Annotated in this window: 18 protein-coding genes; 10 read left to right on the top strand and 8 right to left on the bottom strand. The window is 67.8% G+C overall.

The annotated features are described in order from the left end of the window. The first annotated feature begins 191 nt into the window (after positions 1–191). From AC0KS4_RS24655 to AC0KS4_RS24700, 10 genes are all read left to right on the top strand, one after another. The gene (locus AC0KS4_RS24655) at positions 192–1,685 is read left to right on the top strand and encodes a putative alpha/beta hydrolase (protein WP_275254233.1); all 1,494 of its coding nucleotides are present in this window, start codon (positions 192–194) and stop codon (positions 1,683–1,685) included. A 374-nt stretch (positions 1,686–2,059) separates the two neighbouring features. After that, positions 2,060–2,365 carry a hypothetical protein gene (locus AC0KS4_RS24660; RefSeq protein WP_238957230.1) on the top strand — a complete coding sequence of 102 codons (306 nt, stop codon included), beginning with the start codon at positions 2,060–2,062 and terminating at the stop codon, positions 2,363–2,365. Between the two features lie 87 nt (positions 2,366–2,452). Further along, positions 2,453–3,187 carry an NUDIX hydrolase gene (locus tag AC0KS4_RS24665; RefSeq protein ID WP_225327984.1) on the top strand — a complete coding sequence of 245 codons (735 nt, stop codon included), beginning with the start codon at positions 2,453–2,455 and terminating at the stop codon, positions 3,185–3,187. Further along, a complete protein-coding gene (locus AC0KS4_RS24670) occupies positions 3,184–5,583 on the top strand; it encodes a hypothetical protein (protein ID WP_238957231.1) in 2,400 nt (799 codons plus the stop codon). The genes AC0KS4_RS24665 and AC0KS4_RS24670 overlap by 4 nt, the downstream gene beginning before the upstream one ends. 65 nt (positions 5,584–5,648) lie before the next feature. Then, complete coding sequence (locus AC0KS4_RS24675; RefSeq protein WP_238957426.1) at positions 5,649–9,227, top strand: murein biosynthesis integral membrane protein MurJ; 3,579 nt, start codon at positions 5,649–5,651, stop codon at positions 9,225–9,227. 80 nt (positions 9,228–9,307) lie between these two features. Then, positions 9,308–9,895 carry an RNA polymerase sigma factor SigM gene (gene sigM, locus AC0KS4_RS24680; protein ID WP_225327986.1) on the top strand — a complete coding sequence of 196 codons (588 nt, stop codon included), beginning with the start codon at positions 9,308–9,310 and terminating at the stop codon, positions 9,893–9,895. 61 nt (positions 9,896–9,956) lie between these two features. Continuing rightward, positions 9,957–10,739, top strand: coding sequence for a hypothetical protein (locus tag AC0KS4_RS24685; protein ID WP_238957232.1), 783 nt, complete (start codon positions 9,957–9,959; stop codon positions 10,737–10,739). 103 nt (positions 10,740–10,842) lie between these two features. After that, positions 10,843–11,853, top strand: coding sequence for a thioredoxin-disulfide reductase (gene trxB / locus AC0KS4_RS24690; protein ID WP_238957233.1), 1,011 nt, complete (start codon positions 10,843–10,845; stop codon positions 11,851–11,853). Beyond that, positions 11,850–12,203, top strand: a complete 354-nt coding sequence (trxA, locus tag AC0KS4_RS24695; protein WP_008262471.1) for a thioredoxin — start codon at positions 11,850–11,852, stop codon at positions 12,201–12,203. Before trxB ends, trxA begins: the two co-directional genes overlap by 4 nt. 128 nt (positions 12,204–12,331) lie before the next feature. Further along, on the top strand, positions 12,332–13,552 hold the full coding sequence (locus tag AC0KS4_RS24700) for an N-acetylmuramoyl-L-alanine amidase (protein WP_238957234.1): 1,221 nt from the start codon (positions 12,332–12,334) through the stop codon (positions 13,550–13,552). A 7-nt stretch (positions 13,553–13,559) separates the two neighbouring features. Here the strand turns inward: AC0KS4_RS24700 and AC0KS4_RS24705 are convergent, their stop codons facing one another. The 8 genes from AC0KS4_RS24705 to rnpA all read right to left on the bottom strand — a co-directional run bounded on the left by AC0KS4_RS24705 (position 13,560) and on the right by rnpA (position 19,848). After that, a complete protein-coding gene (locus AC0KS4_RS24705; RefSeq protein ID WP_238957235.1) occupies positions 13,560–14,312 on the bottom strand; it encodes an acetyltransferase in 753 nt (250 codons plus the stop codon). Between the two features lie 264 nt (positions 14,313–14,576). Then, the gene (locus AC0KS4_RS24710) at positions 14,577–15,572 is read right to left on the bottom strand and encodes a ParB/RepB/Spo0J family partition protein (protein ID WP_238957236.1); all 996 of its coding nucleotides are present in this window, start codon (positions 15,570–15,572) and stop codon (positions 14,577–14,579) included. A gap of 23 nt (positions 15,573–15,595) precedes the next feature. Beyond that, on the bottom strand, positions 15,596–16,570 hold the full coding sequence (locus AC0KS4_RS24715; protein WP_238957237.1) for a ParA family protein: 975 nt from the start codon (positions 16,568–16,570) through the stop codon (positions 15,596–15,598). Between the two features lie 20 nt (positions 16,571–16,590). Beyond that, complete coding sequence (gene rsmG, locus AC0KS4_RS24720; RefSeq protein WP_238957238.1) at positions 16,591–17,331, bottom strand: 16S rRNA (guanine(527)-N(7))-methyltransferase RsmG; 741 nt, start codon at positions 17,329–17,331, stop codon at positions 16,591–16,593. 80 nt (positions 17,332–17,411) lie between these two features. Beyond that, positions 17,412–17,978 carry a Jag family protein gene (locus AC0KS4_RS24725; protein ID WP_238957239.1) on the bottom strand — a complete coding sequence of 189 codons (567 nt, stop codon included), beginning with the start codon at positions 17,976–17,978 and terminating at the stop codon, positions 17,412–17,414. Between the two features lie 82 nt (positions 17,979–18,060). After that, complete coding sequence (gene yidC, locus AC0KS4_RS24730) at positions 18,061–19,200, bottom strand: membrane protein insertase YidC (protein WP_238957240.1); 1,140 nt, start codon at positions 19,198–19,200, stop codon at positions 18,061–18,063. Further along, a complete protein-coding gene (gene yidD, locus AC0KS4_RS24735; protein WP_238957241.1) occupies positions 19,139–19,489 on the bottom strand; it encodes a membrane protein insertion efficiency factor YidD in 351 nt (116 codons plus the stop codon). The genes yidC and yidD overlap by 62 nt, the downstream gene beginning before the upstream one ends. After that, on the bottom strand, positions 19,486–19,848 hold the full coding sequence (gene rnpA / locus AC0KS4_RS24740; protein ID WP_238957242.1) for a ribonuclease P protein component: 363 nt from the start codon (positions 19,846–19,848) through the stop codon (positions 19,486–19,488). The genes yidD and rnpA overlap by 4 nt, the downstream gene beginning before the upstream one ends. Positions 19,849–19,863 lie beyond the last annotated feature (15 nt).

Here is a 19,863-nt window from a genome sequence, read left to right on the forward strand (position 1 = left end):
GTTCGATCAGCCTAGTCGGCCAGTCCCGAAAATCCCGTGTGAGGAGCCTCGCACCTGCGCGGGCGATGTCTAGTGGGCATTGAAGGTGAGTTGACCTGGCCATTCGCGGTAGTAGCGTTACGCGCGACGAGAAGGGTGAACGACGGGACGATGCGGTGCATCTCCGATACATAAGCAAGGGCGCGCTGATCATGTTCGCCGGCGGCGACCCGTGGAAGATCAACAGCACCTTGCAGAGCGGCCGGCCAGCACAGATCTCGAACCTTGCGAAAGCGTTTCATGACGCAGGCCAGTCGACGGCCGAAGCCGAAGCCGCATTCAGTCAGGCGCGGGACCGCTTCGCTCGGGCCTGGACACACGAGAACGGCGAGAATCCCATCAACGATTCTGCTGAAGTCCGGCGCGCCAAAACTTCACTCGGGGTGCAAGCGGCACAGCTTCCCAAGATTGCGGCTGATCTGGAAAACATCGCGGCCGCTCTGGCCGAAGCCCAGCGATCCGGAAATGGTGAAATTTCCGCGCTCGAAGGCGGGCTACAAGGTCTCGACGATCAGATTGGCGAGGCCATCGAGCTCGAAAATGATCCGCATTTAACCGCCTCGGAAAGGCAGCTGCTGGATCACTACATTGAGGGACTCGAGAAGCATGCGATCAACGACACCAAGGCATCGCTGAACAAGCTGCAACAACTCCGTGAGCAATACTCTCAACAGCTGCAAGCCTCGAAATCTAACCTACGTAAGCAGGACGGATACGAGGCACCGATCCAGGCCCTCGACGGTGACATCCCGGAGGCGCCCCCGCGAGACGTGCCGGAAGACCAACGCCGTCACAATCAGATCGAGGCATTTAAACAGGTCTTTGGTCGGGAACCGACATCGCAAGCTGATTGGGCGACCGCTGCGGCTCTGGACCCGCAGACCTACGACCCCAAGTTCAAGGGCGTGAAATCGCAGATCGAGGTGGTGAAGATTCGGCCAGAGCCCGGCCAGGGAGTGGTGCGCGTCTCGCAATGGATCGAACAACGGGACGTGACGAGCTTTCCGCCCTGGAAGCGAGACCTCGGGAACAACCGCGGTCCCAATTCCAATTTCGATCCCGAGGACACAAAGGTGACCACATACATCGACTACGAAAACGGCATTGTGGTCTTGCGGCAAAATCCGTCCGTAGAGGAATCGCCGACCGGGGGGCCGGGCGAAGTCAAAGTTGGCACCCCGAAGGGCAGCGTGACTCAGCTCCCCGACGGATCCGTCCGTATCAAATACGATGCGGGGAATCCCTTCGCGCCCAACATCACAGCGGATCCCAACGGGCCTTTCGTGGACCACACCGTTACGGTCAATGGTGACCTTGTGTTTACCCCAGGACCAGGAGGCGTGCAGATCAATGGCACGCGGACTGATTACCCCTCTTTGGAAGCGTACCAGGACCTACCAGGTGGAGGGACTCGCACACTACTTATCGATCCCGCGCAGTCGGGACGATCGTGGGGACCTGCTCTTAACTTGCCCGGTCACCATGATGTAGGCCCCATGGGCGGAAAGGCGTTCGCGCCGTTCGACACCGGTGGGTGGAATCCAAAGTACGATGTCCCAGCTCCACAACCATCTACCGAGTTCGGACCGGTTACCGACCTCCCGTCGGTTCCGCCCGTTCCCACCGGTGGTGCAGTCCCCGCATGATCGCGGCCGAGCGAAGAGCGACAACAGATGATGCTGTCAATGCCCCGGATTTCTAGTCTCGATGCCGACGCCTGGCGTACGGCGACGTTGTCCGCCCCATTCGTCGTGCAAATCGTCTTGGCTGTGGAGTTGGTAGCAATGTGGGCCTTGGGAAAGGGGACTTTTACCACAGAAGGCGGGCGCAGTGAACGCACGTGGTTGTTCACGGCCACCGCTATCACGGCTCTGGTATCGCTGGCCGTCAGCGCCGCATTGCTCCGGTCGCGGTCGGCGCGCAATCGCGGCCTTGGTCTTAGCGTTGCGGCATCTTCCGTTGTCGTCATAGTCGGCGGGACCCTCTACGCCTGCATGATTTTGCGCTGAAAGGCCCTGTGATGACCACCGAGCCAACGATCAACACGTCGAAATTTGGTTATGGTCCAGTCACGTTTGTGGTGGCGATGCTGCACGTCTTCGTCGTCGAGCTCGCCACGTGGCTCTTGATGCCCTATTCGATAGTTTTCGTGCTCCCGATTGTGCTCGTCTACATGGCGATCTCCGCGTTTCTCGCGTGGGCGTGCGCTCCCGGAGTGGTCGGCCGGCTCGGTCGCGCGATGTTCATCGGCAGCCTGTCCGGACCGCTCTCGCTAATTCTCTTCGGTGCGGCGTGGGCGGTAGCCCATGCGATAGGCCCGCTCTGACGAGACGCATTCCGTTATGACCACCGCGCACTCACCCAGCGGCGAGTATGTCCAGGAGAGCATGTCGTGCCAGCTACTATCGCTTGGGTGTCGGACGGCGAACAAGGCAAACCACGTCGGCGCCGGGGGCGGCGCCGCGGTCGTGGCGCTGCGGCTTCGTCCGAGAAGCAGACCAACGGTCAAGTAACCGGCGATTCGACAGCCACCAAACCCCGCCGATCCCGTTCGTCTCGCCACGGGCCGGATCGGCTGCGCACCGTGCACGAGACGTCCGCCGGTGGGCTGGTCATCGACGGCCTGGACGGACCGCGTGACTCGCAGGTCGCCGCGTTGATCGGCCGCCTCGACCGCCGCGGACGGATGTTGTGGTCGCTGCCCAAGGGCCACATCGAACTGGGTGAGACCGCCGAGCAGACCGCTATCAGAGAAGTCGCCGAGGAGACCGGAATCAGCGGCAGCGTGCTGGCAGCGCTCGGGCGCATCGACTACTGGTTCGTCACCGAAGGCCGCCGCGTGCACAAGACCGTGCACCACTACTTAATGCGTTTCTCCGGCGGAGAGCTCTCCGACGAGGACCTCGAGGTCGCCGAGGTGGCCTGGGTTCCGATGCGGGAACTGCCGTCGCGGCTGGCCTACGCCGACGAACGCCGCCTGGCCCGGGTGGCCGACGAGCTGATCGACAAGCTGCAAAGCGACGGCCCGGGCGCGCTTCCTCCGCTGCCGCCCAGCTCGCCGCGGCGCCGCCCGCAGACGCATTCGCGGACCCGGCATTCTGACAAACCGGCCACGGGCCGGAAGAACGGCCACGGACCGGGGCCGTGACGGCGCCACTTCTCTGTTGGGCCGGCTTGTTGCGCATCGCGGCCGTGCTCGGCATCGTGGCCGGACTCGCGGTACTCGCCGGGCCGGTGGTTCCCCCCGCGGCCGCGGGCGAGCCGGGGGTGACGCCGTTCGTCCGGGTGCGCATCGATCAAGTCACCCCGGACATGGTCACCACGACCAGCCCGCCCGTCGTGACCGTCAGCGGCATGGTGATCAACATCGGCGACCGCCCCGTTCGCGACGTCATGGTCCGCCTCGAACACGCCGGCGCGATCACCAGCTCCGCGGGCTTGCGCACCACCCTCGACGGCGACACCGACCGCTACGAGGCGGCCGCCGATTTCCTCACCGTGGCTCCCGAGCTGCAGCGCGGGCAAAAAGTCGGCTTCACCCTGTCAGCCCCGCTGCGCGCGCTGACCAAGCCGTCGCTGGGAGTGGAAAAGCCCGGCATCTATCCGGTCCTGGTCAACGTCAACGGCACGCCCGACTACGGCGCCCCGGCCCGGCTGGACAACGCGCGCTTCCTGCTGCCCGTCGTCGGGGTGCCGCCCGACCGCGCCGACGACGTGGGCTCCGCCGTCGCGCCCGACACCTCCAAACCCGTGTGGATCACCATGCTGTGGCCGCTGGCCGACCGGCCCCGGCTGGCGCCCGGCGTACCCGGGGGGACCATCCCGGTCCGGCTGGTCGACGACGACCTGGCCACCTCCCTGGCCAGCGGTGGCCGGCTCGACATCCTGCTGTCGGCGGCCGAGGTCGCGACCAGTCACGACGTCGACCCCGACGGCGCCGTCGGCCGCGCGCTCTGTTTGGCGATCGACCCCGACCTGCTGGTCACCGTCAACGCGATGACCGCCGGCTACGTCGTGTCCAATTCCCCCGACGGCCCGGCTCAACTCCCCGGCACCCCGACCCACCCCGGCACGGGACAGGCCACCGCGGCCGAATGGCTGAACCGCCTGCGCGCGCTCGCGCACCGGACCTGCGTGGCCCCGCTGCCCTACGCGCAAGCCGACCTGGACGCCCTGCAGCGCGTCAACGATCCCGGCCTCAGCGCCAGCGCCACCACCACCGGCAACAGCATCGTCGACAAAATCCTGGACGTCTCGTCCGCCCGCGGCGCCACGCTCGTGCCCGACGCCCCGCTGACCAGCCGCACGGTCAAGCTGCTCAACGCCAACGAGGGCACGGTCGCGATCGCCGCCGCCGACCTGTCGGCCGCCGACGCGCAGGGCTCCACCGAGACCAGCGTCGACACCGCACCCCGGCGGTTGTCCCCGCAAGTCACCGTCGCGCCGTTCGATCCGGCCGTCGGGGCCGCACTGGCCGGAGCGGGATCCAGCCCCGAAGCGCCCACCTACCTGGACCCCTCCCTGTCGGTCCGGTTGGCGCACGATTCGGTGACCGCGCGCCGCCAGGACGCCTTGGGCTCGATCTTCTGGCACGCGCTGCAGCACGACGAGCCGCGCACCCAGATCCTGGTCCCGCCGGCCACGTGGAACCTGCAGGCCGACGACGCGCAGGTCGTGCTCACCGCGCTGAGCACCACCATCCGCTCCGGTCTGGCGGTGCCGCGCCCCCTGCCGGCGGTGGTCGCCGACGCCGCCACGCGCGCCGAACCCGCGGAGCAGCCCGGCGCCTCCACCGCCGCGCGCGGGCAGTTCAATGACGACGTCACCACCGGGATCGCCGGGCAGGTCGGCCGGTTATGGGGTTTGACCTCCGCGCTGATGACCGACGACCGCACCGGGCTGACCGGCATCCAATACACCGCCCCGCTGCGCGAGGACATGCTGCGCGCCCTGAGCCAGTCCGAACCGCCCGATTCCCGCAACGGGTTGGCGCAGGAACGACTGGCCGTGGTCGGTAAGACGATCAACGACCTGTTCGGCGCCGTCACGATCGTCAACCCGGGCGGCTCGTACACGCTGGCCACCGAACACAGCCCGCTGCCGTTGGCGCTGCACAACGGCCTGAGCGTTCCGATCCGGGTGCGGGTGCATGTGGACGCCCCGCCGGGGATGAACGTCACCGACGTCGGGCAGATCGAACTGCCGCCCGGTTACCTCCCGCTGCGGATTCCGATCGAAGTCAACTTCACCCAACGCGTCGCCGTCGACGTGACGCTGCGCACGCCGGACGGTCTGCGGCTGGGCGAGCCGGTGCGGCTGTCGGTGCATTCCAACGCCTACGGCAAGGTCCTGTTCGCGATCACACTGTCCGCCGCGGCGGTGCTGGTGCTGCTGGCGGGACGGCGACTGTGGCACCGTTTCCGCGGCCAGCCCGACCCCGCCGATCTGGACCGGCCCGACCCGCCCCACCCCCGGCACGCCGTCGAATCCGGCGCCACGCACGACGACGCCGACCACCGGGTCGAACAAGAGCACCGAGTATGACCCCCGCCTACCGGCAGGCCCCCTCCCACCACCACCGCCTGCCAGAGCCGCCGCGGCGTTCCCGGATGCAGGGCTCACCGCCCACCGGACCGCTGCCGCCCGTGCCCGCCGGGATCGATCGTCGGCGCCCGGAACTGTCCGATGCCGCGCTGCTCTCGCGGTCCTGGGCGATGGCCTTCGCGACCTTGATCAGCCGGCTCACCGGCTTCGCCCGGGTGGTGCTGCTCGCCGCTATCCTGGGCGCCGCGTTGTCCAGCGCGTTCTCGGTGGCCAATCAGCTGCCCAACCTGGTGGCGGCCCTCGTCCTGGAGGCGACGTTCACCGCGATCTTCGTGCCGGTGCTGGCGCGCGCCGAGCAGGGTGACCCCGACGGCGGCGCGGCGTTCGTGCGGCGCCTGGTCACGCTGACGACAGCGCTGCTGATCGTCGCCACCGCGGCCTCGGTGCTGGCCGCCCCGCTGCTGGTGCGGCTGATGCTGGGCCGCACCCCGCAGGTCAACGAGGCGCTGACCGTCGCGTTCGCCTACCTCCTTCTCCCCCAGGTCCTCGCCTACGGCCTCACCTCGGTGTTCATGGCAATCCTCAACACCCGCAACGTGTTTGGGCCGACCGCGTGGGCGCCCGTCGTCAACAACGTCGTCGCGCTGGTCACCCTGACGATCTATGCGGCCGCCCCCGGTGAGCTGTCGGTCGATCCGGTCCGGATGGGCAACGCCAAGCTTTTGGTGCTCGCCATCGGCACCACGCTGGGCGTCTTCGTGCAAACCGGGGTGCTGCTGGTCGCGCTGCGCCGGCAACGGGTCGACCTGCGCCCGCTGTGGGGAATCGACGAGCGCCTCAAACGCTTCGGCACCATGGCCGCAGCCATGGTGCTCTACGTGCTGATCAGCCAGCTCGGCCTGGTGGTCGGCAACCAGATCGCCAGCACCGCGGCGGCATCCGGGCCCGCGATCTACAACTACACCTGGATGGTCCTGATGCTGCCGTTCGGCATGATCGGGGTGACGGTGTTGACGGTGGTGATGCCGCGGCTGAGCCGCAACGCGGCCGCCAACGACACCAAAGCCGTGCTCGCCGACTTGTCGCTGGCCACCCGGCTGACCTTGATCACGCTGATCCCGATCGTGGCCTTCATGACCGTCGGCGGCCCGGCGATGGGCAGCGCGCTGTTCGCCTACGGCCATTTCGGAAACGTCGACGCCGGATACCTGGGCGCCGCGATCGCGCTCTCGGCGTTCACCCTGATCCCCTACGGCCTGGTGCTCTTGCAGCTGCGGGTGTTCTACGCGCGCGAACAGCCCTGGACGCCGATCGTGATCATCCTCGTCATCACCGCGGTCAAGATCCTCGGCTCGGTGCTGGCGCCCCACCTCACCGACGACCCCAAGCTGGTGGCCGGTTTCCTGGGCTCGGCCAACGGTGTCGGCTTCCTCGCCGGCGCGCTCATCGGCTACCTGTTGCTGCGACGCACGCTGCTGCCCGCGGGCGGCCACCTGATCGGCGTCGGCGAGCTGCGGACGATCCTGGTGACGCTCACCGCATCCATGCTGGCCGCCTTGATCGCCCACGTCGCCGATCGGTTGTTCGGGCTGGACCGGCTGACGGACCACGGCGGCGCCGGCTCCCTGCTTCGCCTGTTCGTGCTGGGGCTCATCATGCTGCCGATCACGGCCGCGGTCATGCTCCGCGCGCAGGTTCCCGAGGCCCGGGCCGCGTGGGATGCCCTGCGGTTCCGCATCACGGGCCGGGGGCCGCGGCCGCGCAAACCGAAGGCAGCGGATCGATCGTCTCACCGGCGCCCGGTCACGTACCCTGAGCAGAGGAATTCGTCCCCGCCTGGGGTCAATGCGGTCCAGGAGCCGATCCGGCGCAGGCCTCCGGAGCGGGCAAACCGAGCCCGGCTAGCGAAAGGACCGGAGGTGACCGACCGCCCGATGGAGAGCCCCGCATCCAGCGCCGGGCCCGGCACAGGGTCAGGGACTTCGCGGCCGGTCGCCGACGACTTCCAGCCCGACATTCCCGCCGACGAGCCGCAACGGCCGACGCCGCGGCCGCCCGAGCCGCGCCTGCCCGACCCGGCCAACGCCGACATCGCCGGCGAATCCCGCCGCGGCCCGTCCCCTTTCGATGCGCCCCGCGAGCGCGCCGTGGATTCGTCGGGCGACGACGTCCATCTGGTGCCCGGCGCCCGGATCGCCGGCGGCCGGTACCGATTGCTGGTGTTCCACGGCGGCGCCCCGCCGCTGCAGTTCTGGCAGGCGCTGGACACCGCGCTGGACCGCCAAGTGGCGCTGACCTTCGTCGACCCCGACGGCGCCCTGCCCGACGAGGTATTGCAGGAGATCCTGTCCCGCACGCTGCGGCTCAGCCGCATCGACAAACCCGGCATCGCCCGCGTGCTCGACGTGGTGCACACCGGCTCCGGTGGCCTGGTGGTCTCCGAGTGGATCCGGGGCGGTTCGTTGCAGGAGGTCGCCGACACCGCCCCCTCACCGGTGGGCGCCGTGCGGGCCATGCAGTCGCTGGCCGCCGCCGCCGACGCGGCCCACCGCGCCGGCGTCGCGCTGTCGGTCGACCACCCCAGCCGCGTGCGGGTCAGCATCGAAGGCGACGTGGTGCTGGCCTACCCGGCGACCATGCCCGACGCCAACCCCCAAGACGACATCCGCGGCATCGGGGCGGCGCTGTACGCCCTGCTGGTCAATCGGTGGCCGTTGCTCGAGAGCGGGGTGCGCAGCGGGCTCGCGGCGGCCGACCGCGACTCCTCGGGCAACCCCGTCGAACCCATGGTCGTCGACCGCGACATCCCGTTCCAGATCTCCGCGGTCGCCGTCCGCGCGGTCCAGGAGGACGGCGGAATACGCAGCGCCTCAACGCTTTTGAACCTGCTGCAGCAGGCCACCGCGGTCGCTGACCGCACCGAGGTGCTCGGCCCGATCGACGATTCGCCCTCGCCGTCGACCGCGCTCGTCCCGCCCGAGCAGGAGGCGACCCTGGCGCGTCGGCGGCGCAACGTGCTCATCGGCGCCGGCGCCGGCCTGGCCGTCATCGTGGTCGCCCTGCTGGTACTGGCGTCGGTGGTGAGCAAAATCTTCGGCAACGTCGGCGGTGGTCTCAACAAGGACGAACTCGGACTGAACGGCCCCTCGTCGTCAACGTCGGCGCCGTCGACCACCACGTCCGCCGCCGCCGGCAGCGTCGTCAAGCCCACCAGGGCAAGCGTCTACTCCCCCGACGGCGAGGTCGACAACCCGGGCACGGCCGGGCAGGCGATCGACGGCGACCCCACCACGGCCTGGGCAACCGAGGTCTACACCGACGCCGTCCCCTTCCCCAGTTTCAAACAGGGTGAGGGCCTGATACTCCAACTTCCGAGCCCCACCGTCGTCGGCCAGGTCAGCATCGACACGCCCAGCAGCGGGACCAAGGTCGAGATCCGCGCGGCGTCCTCGTCGTCGCCGGCCTCCCTCAACGACACCAAACTGCTGGCTCAGGGCTTCACGCTCAAGCCCGGCCACAACGTCATCCCGGTCAGGGCCGGGTCGCCGACGTCGAATCTGCTGGTCTGGATCTCCACGCTGGGAACCACGAACGGCAAGAGTCAGGCCGGCTTTTTCGAGATCACGGTCCAGGCCGCGTCCTGATCCGCGGAGCCTTCCACAAGACTCACATGACCGCTGCCGAGTGAAGTGCCGCCCGATACCGGATTGGTTAATGTCCGGCCGTGGGCTTCGGGGGAAACGTCAAGCGGGACCGCAGCGACGCCGAGCTGCTGGCAGCCCATGTGGCGGGTGACCGCTACGCCTTCAGCGAGCTCTTCCTGCGGCACCAGCGCCACCTGCACCGGCTTGCCCGGCTCACCACCCGCACCCCCGAGGACGCCGAAGACGCGCTGCAAGACGCCATGCTCTCCGCGCACCGCGGCGCCGGCGCGTTCCGGCATGACGCCGCCGTCGGCAGCTGGCTGCACCGCATCGTCGTCAACGCCTGCCTGGACCGACTGCGCCGCACCAAGGCCCACCCGACCGTTCCGCTGGAGGACGTCTACCCGGTCGCCGATCGGACCGCCCAGGTCGAGACGACGATGGCGGTGCAGCGCGCCTTGATGCGGCTTCCCGTCGAGCAGCGCGCGGCGGTGGTGGCCGTCGACATGCAGGGATACTCGGTGGCCGACACCGCCCGGCTGCTCGGCGTCGCCGAGGGCACGATCAAGAGCCGGTGCGCCCGCGCCCGCGGCCGCCTCGCCGAACTACTGGGCTACCTCAACGCCGGCGCCCACGCCACACCGGAGGGCGCCACCGGTCAGGCCTGACCAATCCACCACGCGAGCCCATCCGTGGCCATCCGTTGGCGCATGACGGACACTGGGTCCGATGGATGCGGCGGAGAACGATGGGGCGGATCACCGCAAGGCGGAATCAGACCCGCCGCTGACCGTCGAACTCCTCGCCGATCTGCAGGCCGGCGCGCTCGACGACGACGCGGCCGCCCGGGTCCGCCGGCAGGTTCGGGCCGACCCGCAGGCCGCCGGTGTGCTCGCCGCGCTGAACCGTGTCCGTCGCGATGTCGCCGCCGTCGGCGCCGACCCGGCCTGCGAGCCGGACCCGTCCCCGCAGGTTGCCGCCCGCATCTCCGCGGCGCTGCGATCCGCGGAGCCCCCGCCCGGCACAGCCGCCGGACGGGCCGCTCACTTCGCGCGCCCGCGTCTCCGGCCGGCCCGCGTTATTGCGGCGGTCGCCGGTTTGTGCGCGGCGCTGGCCGCGATCGGCTTCGGCACGGTCGCACTCCTGAACGCTCCCGAACCGTCCCCGAGCACCCCGGACGACGTCCAACACATCACGGTGTCGACACCGCCGATGGAGGTCCCGCTCTCCCCAAACGAGATCCTCGGCCTGCTCGACCGCGCTCCCGACTTCGGCTCTTCCGCAGGCACCCTCGGCGACCCCGCGCGGCGCGCCTCCTGCCTGACCGGCCTCGGCTATCCGGCGGCCACACAGGTACTGGGTGCGCGTCCGGTCGAGATCAACGCCAGACCCGGCATCGCTTTGGTGATACCCGGCGACAGCCCGCACGTCCTGGCCGTCTACGTCGTGTCTCCGACCTGCAGCGCCGCCGACACCGGGCTGCTGGCCAATACCCAGGTGCCGCGCCCCTAATGTGGTGCCATGGGCGGTGCCCGTGTTGTTCCGAATACCAGGGAACAGCCGTGCCTACGCTGGCGTTTATACGGGTCCAGAGACGATCGCTCGAAAGGTTTTCATGACACCCGACACTGTGCACGACGTGATCATTGTTGGTTCGGGTCCTGCGGGGTATACCGCGGCGTTGTATACGGCGCGGGCGCAGTTGGCGCCGGTGGTGTTTGAGGGGACGTCGTTTGGTGGGGCGTTGATGACGACGACCGAGGTGGAGAATTATCCGGGTTTTCGTGACGGGATCACGGGTCCGGAGTTGATGGATCAGATGCGGGAGCAGGCGCTGCGGTTTGGGGCCGATCTGCGGATGGAAGACGTCGAGTCGGTGTCGCTGCAGGGTGCGGTGAAGTCGGTGACCACCAGCGAGGGCGAGACGGTGCGCGCGCGGGCGGTGATTTTGGCGATGGGCGCCGCCGCCCGGTATCTGGGCGTGCCCGGTGAGCAGGAGTTGTTGGGGCGTGGGGTGTCCTCGTGTGCGACCTGTGATGGGTTCTTTTTCAAAGATCAAGACATCGCGGTGATCGGTGGTGGGGATTCGGCGATGGAGGAGGCCACGTTTTTGACCCGTTTTGCCCGCAGTGTGACGTTGGTGCATCGGCGCGAGGAATTTCGGGCGTCGCGGATCATGTTGGAGCGTGCGCGGGCCAACGACAAGATCACGTTTGTGACCAATAAGGCGGTCGAGGCCGTGCAGGGCGCCGAGACGGTCACCGGGTTGCGGTTGCGTGACACGGTGACCGGTGAGGAGTCGACGCTGGCGGTGAGCGGGGTGTTCGTGGCGATCGGTCATGACCCGCGCTCGGAGTTGGTGCGCGAGGTGCTCGAGACCGACGCCGATGGGTATGTGTTGGTGCGTGGGCGCACCACCAGTACCTCGATCGAGGGGGTGTTCGCCGCCGGGGACCTGGTGGATCGCACCTACCGCCAAGCCGTCACCGCCGCCGGCAGCGGCTGTGCGGCCGCCATCGACGCCGAACGCTGGCTCGCCGACCACGAAGAGTCCAGCGCCGCCGCCCAAGGCGACGCCACCGAATTTCCAGGCAGTACCGACACATTGATTGGAGCACCACAATGACCGATGCCGAAAAGGCCGGGGCCACAATAGAAGTCTCGGACGCATCATTTTCGACCGAGGTGTTATCCAGCAATAAGCCTGTGCTCGTTGATTTTTGGGCTACATGGTGTGGCCCCTGCAAGATGGTTGCACCGGTACTCGAGGAGATCGCCGGCGAGCGTAGCGATCACCTCACCGTCGCCAAGCTCGACGTGGACGCCAACCCGGAAACCGCCCAGAACTTCCAGGTGGTCTCCATCCCCACCATGATCTTGTTCAAAGACGGCCAACCGGTGAAGCGGATCGTCGGCGCCAAGGGCAAGGCGGCGCTGCTGCGCGAGCTTTCGGACGCCGTGCCGGGCCTCAGCTGATCGCCATTTGATCTCGTCGCACCACACCCCGGTGCATAGCCTGGGGTTTTCTGGAATTTGCGAAGCGTCTGCGACAATACGGTGAGCTGTTGCCTCTAAATGAGCCTTTGTCCCGGAGGGCCCTTGGTATGTCGAGTCCGCGCCGCGAATACGGCGACGCGCTGCGCTGTGGTGACCGCAGCGCCGCTGTGACCGAGATCCGGGCCACGCTGGCCTCATTGGGCCTGCTGGATGGCTCCGACGAGGATCTCAGTACCGGCCGGCAGGTGGCCCTGGAACTCTTCGACGCCGAACTTGACCAGGCAGTTCGTGCTTTCCAACAGCATCGCGGCCTGCTCGTGGACGGCATTGTCGGCGAGGCTACCTACCGCGCACTCAAGGAAGCGTCGTACCGCCTTGGCGCGCGCACGTTGTATCACCAATTCGGCGCCCCCCTCTTCGGTGACGACGTCGCCACGCTGCAGGCGCGGCTGCAGGATCTCGGCTTTTACACCGGCCTGGTCGACGGCCATTTCGGGTTGCAGACGCACAACGCTTTGATGTCATATCAGCGCGAATACGGGTTGTCCGCCGACGGCATCTGCGGCCCGGAAACGTTGCGGTCCTTGTACTTTCTGAGTTCACGGGTCACCGGGGGCTCGCCCCACGCTTTGCGCGAAGAAGAATTGGTGCGCCGCTCGGGCCCCAAACTGTCCGGCAAGCGGATCATCATCGATCCGGGCCGCGGCGGCGCCGACCACGGCCTCATCGTGCACGGTGCGTCGGGACCGGTCAGCGAAGCAGATGTGTTGTGGGACTTGGCCAGCCGACTCGAGGGCCGCATGACCGCCATCGGGATGGAAACCTTTTTGTCCCGTCCGGTCAACCGCAGCCCCCTGGACTCCGAACGCGCGGCCACCGCCAACAATGTCGGCGCCGACCTGATGATCAGCCTGCGCTGCGAGAATCAGCTCAGCACCGCGGCCAACGGGGTGGCGTCCTTTCACTTCGGCAACTCCCACGGTTCGGTGTCCACCATCGGCCGCAATCTCGCCGACTTCATCCAGCGAGAAGTGGTGGCCCGCACCGGTTTACGCGATTGCCGCACGCACGGCCGGACGTGGGATCTGCTGCGTCTGACCCGGATGCCGACGGTCCAGGTGGACATCGGATACATCACCAACCCGCGCGACCGCGCGATGCTGGTCTCCACCCAGACCCGCGATGCCATCGCCGAGGGAATCCTCGCCGCGGTCAAGCGGCTCTACCTGCTGGGCAAGAACGACAGGCCCACGGGCACATTCACTTTCGCCGAGCTGTTGGCCCACGAACTGTCGGTGGAGCGCACCAGCCAGCTGGGCGGATCGTAACCACCCGCTAACCACCCAGGGTGGTTCCCGACGCATTCCCCGCCGTAGAACCGGCCCCGACCGGCTGCTCCAGATGCGCGCTTTCCAGCAGACGCTCCAAGGCCGCCTCGACTTCGGCCTTCCAACCCAGACCCTTGTCGAGCTCGAGCCGCAACCGCGGGAAGTACGTATGTGGTGCCACCACAACGAAACCCGTGTCCTTCAAGAACTCCGCATCCATCACACAGCGGTCCACCGAGCAATCGCCGACGGCTTCCAAGACCGCCCGCACATCGGGGCCCACCAGTCGGGGATCCTGCAATTCCGAAGCCGCCGGGGTGCGGCCGAACGCCTCGAGCGCCCGCACGCCGCGCCGCACCAACTCGTCGATGACCCGTGCGATCAAGCCGTGCGGTAGGTCATCGGCGGCCGGGCCGGGTTCGATGCCCATCGACGTCAACAACACCGCGTCCGCGGACACCGGTCCGGTCGGGAATCGCTGGGCCCGCGGCACCGCGCGCGGCGGCGCGTAGAACACATAGCCCAGGCACGGCGGCTCGGCCTGGCTTCGCTCGTCGGGGACCGCGGTCGCCACCTGACCGCACGAGCCCCACTCCAGCATCACCATCGACAACCACGCTTCTTTTTCGAATTCGGGGTCGGTGAGGTGATCCTGGTTGCCGAGGGTCGCCGGATCGACTTCCCAGAAGACGCACCGGCGCGCGTGCTTGGGAAGCTGCTCGAAGGCCTCGAGCCGCAGCGGCGTGATTCGAGCGGACACTAGCCTCCTGCTCCTGTGCGGTACTGCAGCCATCTGCACCGACAACCCCTCCAGGATAGGAGAGGTGGTCGTGATCGGGCCAGCTTTAACCTGCCGACGCGGGTTCGGGCGCTCGAACCGCCGACAGCGGGCGGTTGCTGGGCGTCGATTCCCGAAAGTCATTGCCACCCATGCAGTTTCGTTGAGCCATGACGCCAGGGCAGGGGAAATTTCCGGCCGAATCCACCCCAGTGTCACAGTGACGTAATTACACCGTGTCCTAGGTCAGGCCTTGGGCGGCGTCATGACGTCGATGATTCGCTGTAGATCGTCCACCGACCCGAACTCGACGACGATCTTGCCCTTGCGTTTGCCCAGGCTCACGGTCACCCGTGTATCGAAGGCGGTCGAGAGCCGGTCAGCAACATCTTGTAGGCCGGGCATCTGGATCGGCTTGCGTCGCGGTGTCGTCGGCGTGGCGGCGCCCGACCTGTTAGCCAGCGTGACCGCCTCCTCGGTGGCCCGCACCGACAGCCCCTCCGCGACGATGCGGGTGGCCAGTTCTTCTTGGGCGTCGGGACCGGCCTCCAGGGACAGCAGTGCGCGGGCATGGCCGGCGGACAGCACGCCGGCGGCCACCCGCCGCTGCACCGCGATCGGCAGCTTGAGCAACCGGATCATGTTGGTGATCAACGGCCGCGACCGTCCGATGCGGGCCGCCAGTTCATCGTGGGTGACACCGAACTCGTCGAGCAGCTGCTGGTAAGCGGCCGCCTCTTCCAAGGGGTTCAGCTGCACCCGGTGGATGTTTTCCAACAGGGCGTCGCGCAACAGGTCGTCGTCGCCGGTCTCGCGCACGATCGCCGGGATGGTCGCCATCCCGGCCTCTTGCGCCGCCCGCCAGCGCCGCTCCCCCATCACGATCTGGTAGCGCGCACCGCTGGCCGAGTCCTTGACGGCCCGCACCACGATCGGCTGCAAGAGCCCGAACTCGCGGATGGAGTGCACCAGTTCGGCCAGCGCTTCCTCGTCGAAGACCTGGCGGGGCTGACGTGGGTTGCGCTCGATGTCGGCCGGCGCGATTTCGCGGTAGACCGCGCCCATGGAAGCGGTGGCAGAGGCGTCCTGGGGCGGCGGGCCCCCGATCAAGACGTCGGCGGCCGCGTCCCCCATCCGGGGCCCGAGGGTCGCCGGTCCGGAATCACCGTCTGCGGGACCGGTGGGTATCAGCGAAGCCAGGCCCCGGCCGAGGCCACCTTTTTTGCGTAACGGCTGCGTCATGGTCGTCCCTTCACGGATGGTGGTCAATCGCGCTCGGCGAGTTCGCGGCTCGCGTCGAGGTAGCTCATCGCCCCGCGGGAACCGGGGTCGTAATCGATGATGGTCATGCTGTAGCCCGGCGCCTCGGAAACCTTCACGCTGCGCGGAATCACCGTCCGCAGCACCTTGCTCCCGAAGTAGCGGCGCACCTCCTCGGCGACCTGGTCCGCGAGCTTGGTGCGGCCGTCGTACATGGTCAGCACCACGGTGCTCACCTCGAGCTTCGGGTTGAGGTGCGCCTTCACCATCTCGATGTTGCGCATCAACTGCGAGACGCCCTCGAGGGCGTAGTACTCGCACTGGATCGGGATCATGACTTCCGGTGCGGCGACGAGCGCATTGATGGTCAGCAGACCGAGCGACGGCGGACAGTCGATGAAGACGCAGTCGAAGTCGAGGCTGTCGAGGTCGGCCAGGGCCGTGCGCAACCGATTCTCGCGCGCGACCATGCTCACCAATTCGATCTCGGCGCCCGCCAGGTCGATCGTCGCGGGGATGCAGAACAGGCGCTCGTTGTGCGGGCTCTGCCGCAGGGCGTCGTGGACGGAGACCTCGCCGAGCAACACCTCGTACGACGACGGCGTTCCCGACTTCCGGTCGGTGATGCCCAGCGCCGTGCTCGCATTGCCCTGGGGGTCGAGGTCGATGACGAGAGTCTTGAGGCCTTGCAGCGCGAGGGCGGCGGCGAGATTGACCGCGGTGGTCGTCTTGCCCACGCCGCCCTTTTGGTTGGCGACGGTGAAGACCCGGCGACGGGCCGGCCGGCGCAGGGGCGGATACGTGGTGTGCAGGACCCGCATGGCCCGCTCGGCGGCCGCCCCGATCGGGGTATCGAATTCGGCCGTTGTTTCACGTGAAACATTGGGCTGCGCCGGGGCGGCTACCGGCCGGGACGGGGAGCCCTCCACCGGCGACCCGGGCCTCGCCGCCGGGGCGGCCTCGGGCGCCGGTGAAGTCATGGGCCCATCTCCTGGAGATGTCATCGCGTTCGGGCCTTCCCGGTCCGTGCCGACTTGGGGTGCGGCGGCTGTCCGCGTCGCGCTGAAACTACGGTTGCGGGGGGACGCAAATAGGTCGCGCCACATGTCACCACCCTGACATCAGCGGCGCCCGATGCTGCCATCACACGCCGGAATTGTTCAACTTCCTCGGACGCCCGCTCCCCCTTGATGGCGAGCATCCGACCACCCGGGCGTAGCAAGGGCATGCTCCACTTGGTCAGCTTGTCCAACGCCGCAACCGCTCGTGACACCGCCGCATCCCTCTCCCCGAACCGGCGGCGCACCTCCGGCTCTTCCGCACGCCCGCGGACCACCTCGACGGCCAACCCTAGTTCGTTGACGACCTCGTTGAGAAATTCGCTGCGGCGCAGGAGGGGCTCGAGCAACACCACCTCGAGATCGGGCCGCGCGATCGCCAGCGGGATCCCGGGAAGGCCCGCGCCGCTACCGATGTCGATCACGCGCTCGTCTGCGCCGAGGAGCTCGGCCGCCGCGGCGCTGTTCAATATGTGGCGGTCCCAGATGCGGTCGACCTCCCGCGGTCCGAGCAGCCCACGCTCGACGCCCGCACTGGCAAGGAGCGTGGCGTACCGCCGCGCGATCCCGAGGCGGTCGCGGAAGACCGCGGCGGCCACATCCGGCGGGGCGCCGACGGCGGCGCCGGTGCCCGCGGGCTCCCCCGCGGCTTCGACCGGACCGCCATGTTTCACGTGAAACATCCTCTAGTTGGCTCGTGCACTTTCAACCTTCGGACGCCCTCCGGACCAGAAGAACTACACCGTTGTAACTCTGGGGAACGTCAGTCGTGCAGCACGACCACGCGGCGCGACGGCTCGACGCCCTCGCTCTCGCTGTGCACCCCGGAGACCGCGGCGACGGCGTCGTGCACGATCTTGCGTTCGAACGGCGTCATCGGCGCCAGCTCTTCGCGCTCCCCCGATTCGAGCACCCGCCGCGCCACCTTGTCGCCCAGCGCCGCCAACTCTTCGCGGCGGCGCCGGCGCCAACTGGCGATGTCGAGCATCAACCGGCTCCGCACGCCAGTCTTCTGGTGCACCGCCAGCCGGGTCAGCTCCTGCAGCGCGTCGAGCACCTCACCGCCGCGCCCGACCAACTTGTTCAGGTCGTCGCTGCCGTCGATGCTCACGACGGCCCGGCTCCCCTCGACGTCCAAGTCGATGTCGCCGTCGAAGTCCAGCAGGTCCAACAGCTCCTCGAGGTAGTCGCCGGCGATCTCGCCCTCGGCGACCAACCGCTCCTCGAGGTCGTCGCTTTCCTCGACGTCGCCCTGGGCGGTGTCCTCGGCCGGCGCCGGCGTCTCGAGTTCCGTGTCCACGTCGCGTTCGGTGGTGTCGGCGTCTGTCATGTCTTTCTCTCCCTCATCCATGGGTCTGAGCCCAGTTGGGGCCGCCCTGCCAAGGGTCGCCCCGATAGCTTGTCCGCCCGTATCAGCGTTTGCGTTTCTTCGGCCGCGCCCCCGGCCGCGGGGTGCGATTGCTTGGCGTCTCGGTGGTTTCCGTCGCCTGCGCGTCGGCGCCCTCGGAATCCGCCTCGGCGGAGCCGGGCGCCTCGACGTCTGCGCCGGCCTTCGCCGAGCCGCTCCCGTCCGGCGACGTCGTCTTCGGGTTCCGCTTGGGTTTGGCTCCCGGAGCCGGCGCGTTCGCCGCCCGTCGTGCGATCGCTTCCTGCTTCTTGGCTTCGTCCTCTTTTTCGATCATCCCGAACACGTAGTGCTGCTGGCCGAAGGTCCAGATGTTGTTCGCGAACCAGTACAGGATGATCGCCAGCGGAAGGAACGGCCCACCGACCACCACGCCGAGCGGAAACACATACAGCGCAAGCTTGTTCATCATCGCGGTCTGCGGGTTGGCGGCCGCCTCCGGGCTCTGCCTCGCCACCGACGCCCGACTGTTGAAGTACGTCGCGACGCCGGCCAGGATCATCACCGGTAGGCCAACGGCGATCACGGCCGGCCGGTCGAAGAACGTGAACGCGTCCAGACCGGTGCGCTGCGTCATGGACGCGCCGATCGGTGCGCCGAACAAATTGGCGTCCAGGAAGTGCGCGACGTCCGTCGGGGTGAACACGTAGTTACCCGTTAGACGGTTCTGGGCGACGGTCAGTTGCATCTGACCGAACCCGCCGGTGGTTCGGTTGAACGAGCGCAACACGTGATACAGACCCAGGAACACCGGGATCTGCGCCAGCATCGGCAGGCAGCCGAGAATCGGGTTGAAGCCGTGTTCGCGCTGTAGCTTCTGCATCTCGAGCGCCATGCGCTGGCGGTCCTTGCCGTACTTCTTCTGCAGCGCCTTGATTTGCGGCTGCAGCTCCTGCATCTGGCGCGTGGTGCGGATCTGTCGCACGAACGGTTTGTAGAGCAGCGCGCGCAGCGTGAAGACCAAGAACATCACCGACAGCGCCCAGGCGAAAAAGTTCGACGGGCCCAGCATGGAGGCGAACAGCTTGTACCAAACCCACATGATCCACGACACCGGGTAGTAGACGAAGTCAAGGCTGAAAACGTCAAAGGACAAAGGATTCACTCTCCCCTCGCGTCGCTCGGACGGCCCAAGCGTCGCTGGCATCTTGGCAATTCCCTTGGCAGCCGGGGCGATCCGGTATCGGATCCCATCCACCCTTGTGCCATGGTCCGCACTTGGCGAGTCTGGCCGCAGCCAACCAGCTCCCCCGAATCAGCCCGTACTCGTTCAGCGCATCGACCGCGTACTGGCTGCAGGTCGGAACGAAGCGACAGGTCGCCGGACGTAGCGGCGACACCATATGCCGGTAGAGCTGGATAAGGAAAATCAGTCCCCGCGCCACGGACCTTCCGGCGGTGTGGGCGAGCGCACCCACCGGAAACCGACTCGTCACGGCGCGATTCCCGTCGCAGGCATCCGTCGCAAACACCGCCGCAGTTCCTGCTCCAGTCGAGCCGACGACGCGGTCCGGCTACCGGGCAGCGCCCGGATCACCAGCCGATCGGACTCCTGGAGCTCGCCCAGGACCGTGCGGGCCACATGTCGCAGCCGGCGCGCGACCCGGTGACGTTCCACGGCCGAACCGACGGGCTTGCCGACCACCAGTCCGACGTGCGGCGCCGTCACGCCGTCGCCGGCGCCGGTTTCGCGCCGGAAATGAACGACGATGTCGGGCTGTGCCATGCGGATCCCGTGTTTCACCGTCGCGTCAAACTCAATTGACCGCGTCATGCGGTTGCGTGCGGGAAGCACCGCCGAACGACCTGA

Source organism: Mycobacterium sp. NTMscope_MAC_12 (assembly GCF_976985675.1).

Bases quoted from the DNA above. Each gene is read 5' to 3' on its own strand.
- AC0KS4_RS24655 (WP_275254233.1), top strand. From the start codon at position 192: ATGTTCGCCGGCGGCGACCCGTGGAAGATCAACAGCACCTTGCAGAGC.
- AC0KS4_RS24660 (WP_238957230.1), top strand. From the start codon at position 2,060: ATGACCACCGAGCCAACGATCAACACGTCGAAATTTGGTTATGGTCCA.
- AC0KS4_RS24675 (WP_238957426.1), top strand. From the start codon at position 5,649: ATGCAGGGCTCACCGCCCACCGGACCGCTGCCGCCCGTGCCCGCCGGG.
- AC0KS4_RS24685 (WP_238957232.1), top strand. From the start codon at position 9,957: ATGGATGCGGCGGAGAACGATGGGGCGGATCACCGCAAGGCGGAATCA.
- trxB (WP_238957233.1), top strand. From the start codon at position 10,843: ATGACACCCGACACTGTGCACGACGTGATCATTGTTGGTTCGGGTCCT.
- trxA (WP_008262471.1), top strand. From the start codon at position 11,850: ATGACCGATGCCGAAAAGGCCGGGGCCACAATAGAAGTCTCGGACGCA.
- AC0KS4_RS24700 (WP_238957234.1), top strand. From the start codon at position 12,332: ATGTCGAGTCCGCGCCGCGAATACGGCGACGCGCTGCGCTGTGGTGAC.
- AC0KS4_RS24710 (WP_238957236.1), bottom strand. From the start codon at position 15,572: ATGACGCAGCCGTTACGCAAAAAAGGTGGCCTCGGCCGGGGCCTGGCT.
- AC0KS4_RS24715 (WP_238957237.1), bottom strand. From the start codon at position 16,570: ATGACTTCACCGGCGCCCGAGGCCGCCCCGGCGGCGAGGCCCGGGTCG.
- rsmG (WP_238957238.1), bottom strand. From the start codon at position 17,331: ATGTTTCACGTGAAACATGGCGGTCCGGTCGAAGCCGCGGGGGAGCCC.
- AC0KS4_RS24725 (WP_238957239.1), bottom strand. From the start codon at position 17,978: ATGACAGACGCCGACACCACCGAACGCGACGTGGACACGGAACTCGAG.
- yidC (WP_238957240.1), bottom strand. From the start codon at position 19,200: ATGCCAGCGACGCTTGGGCCGTCCGAGCGACGCGAGGGGAGAGTGAAT.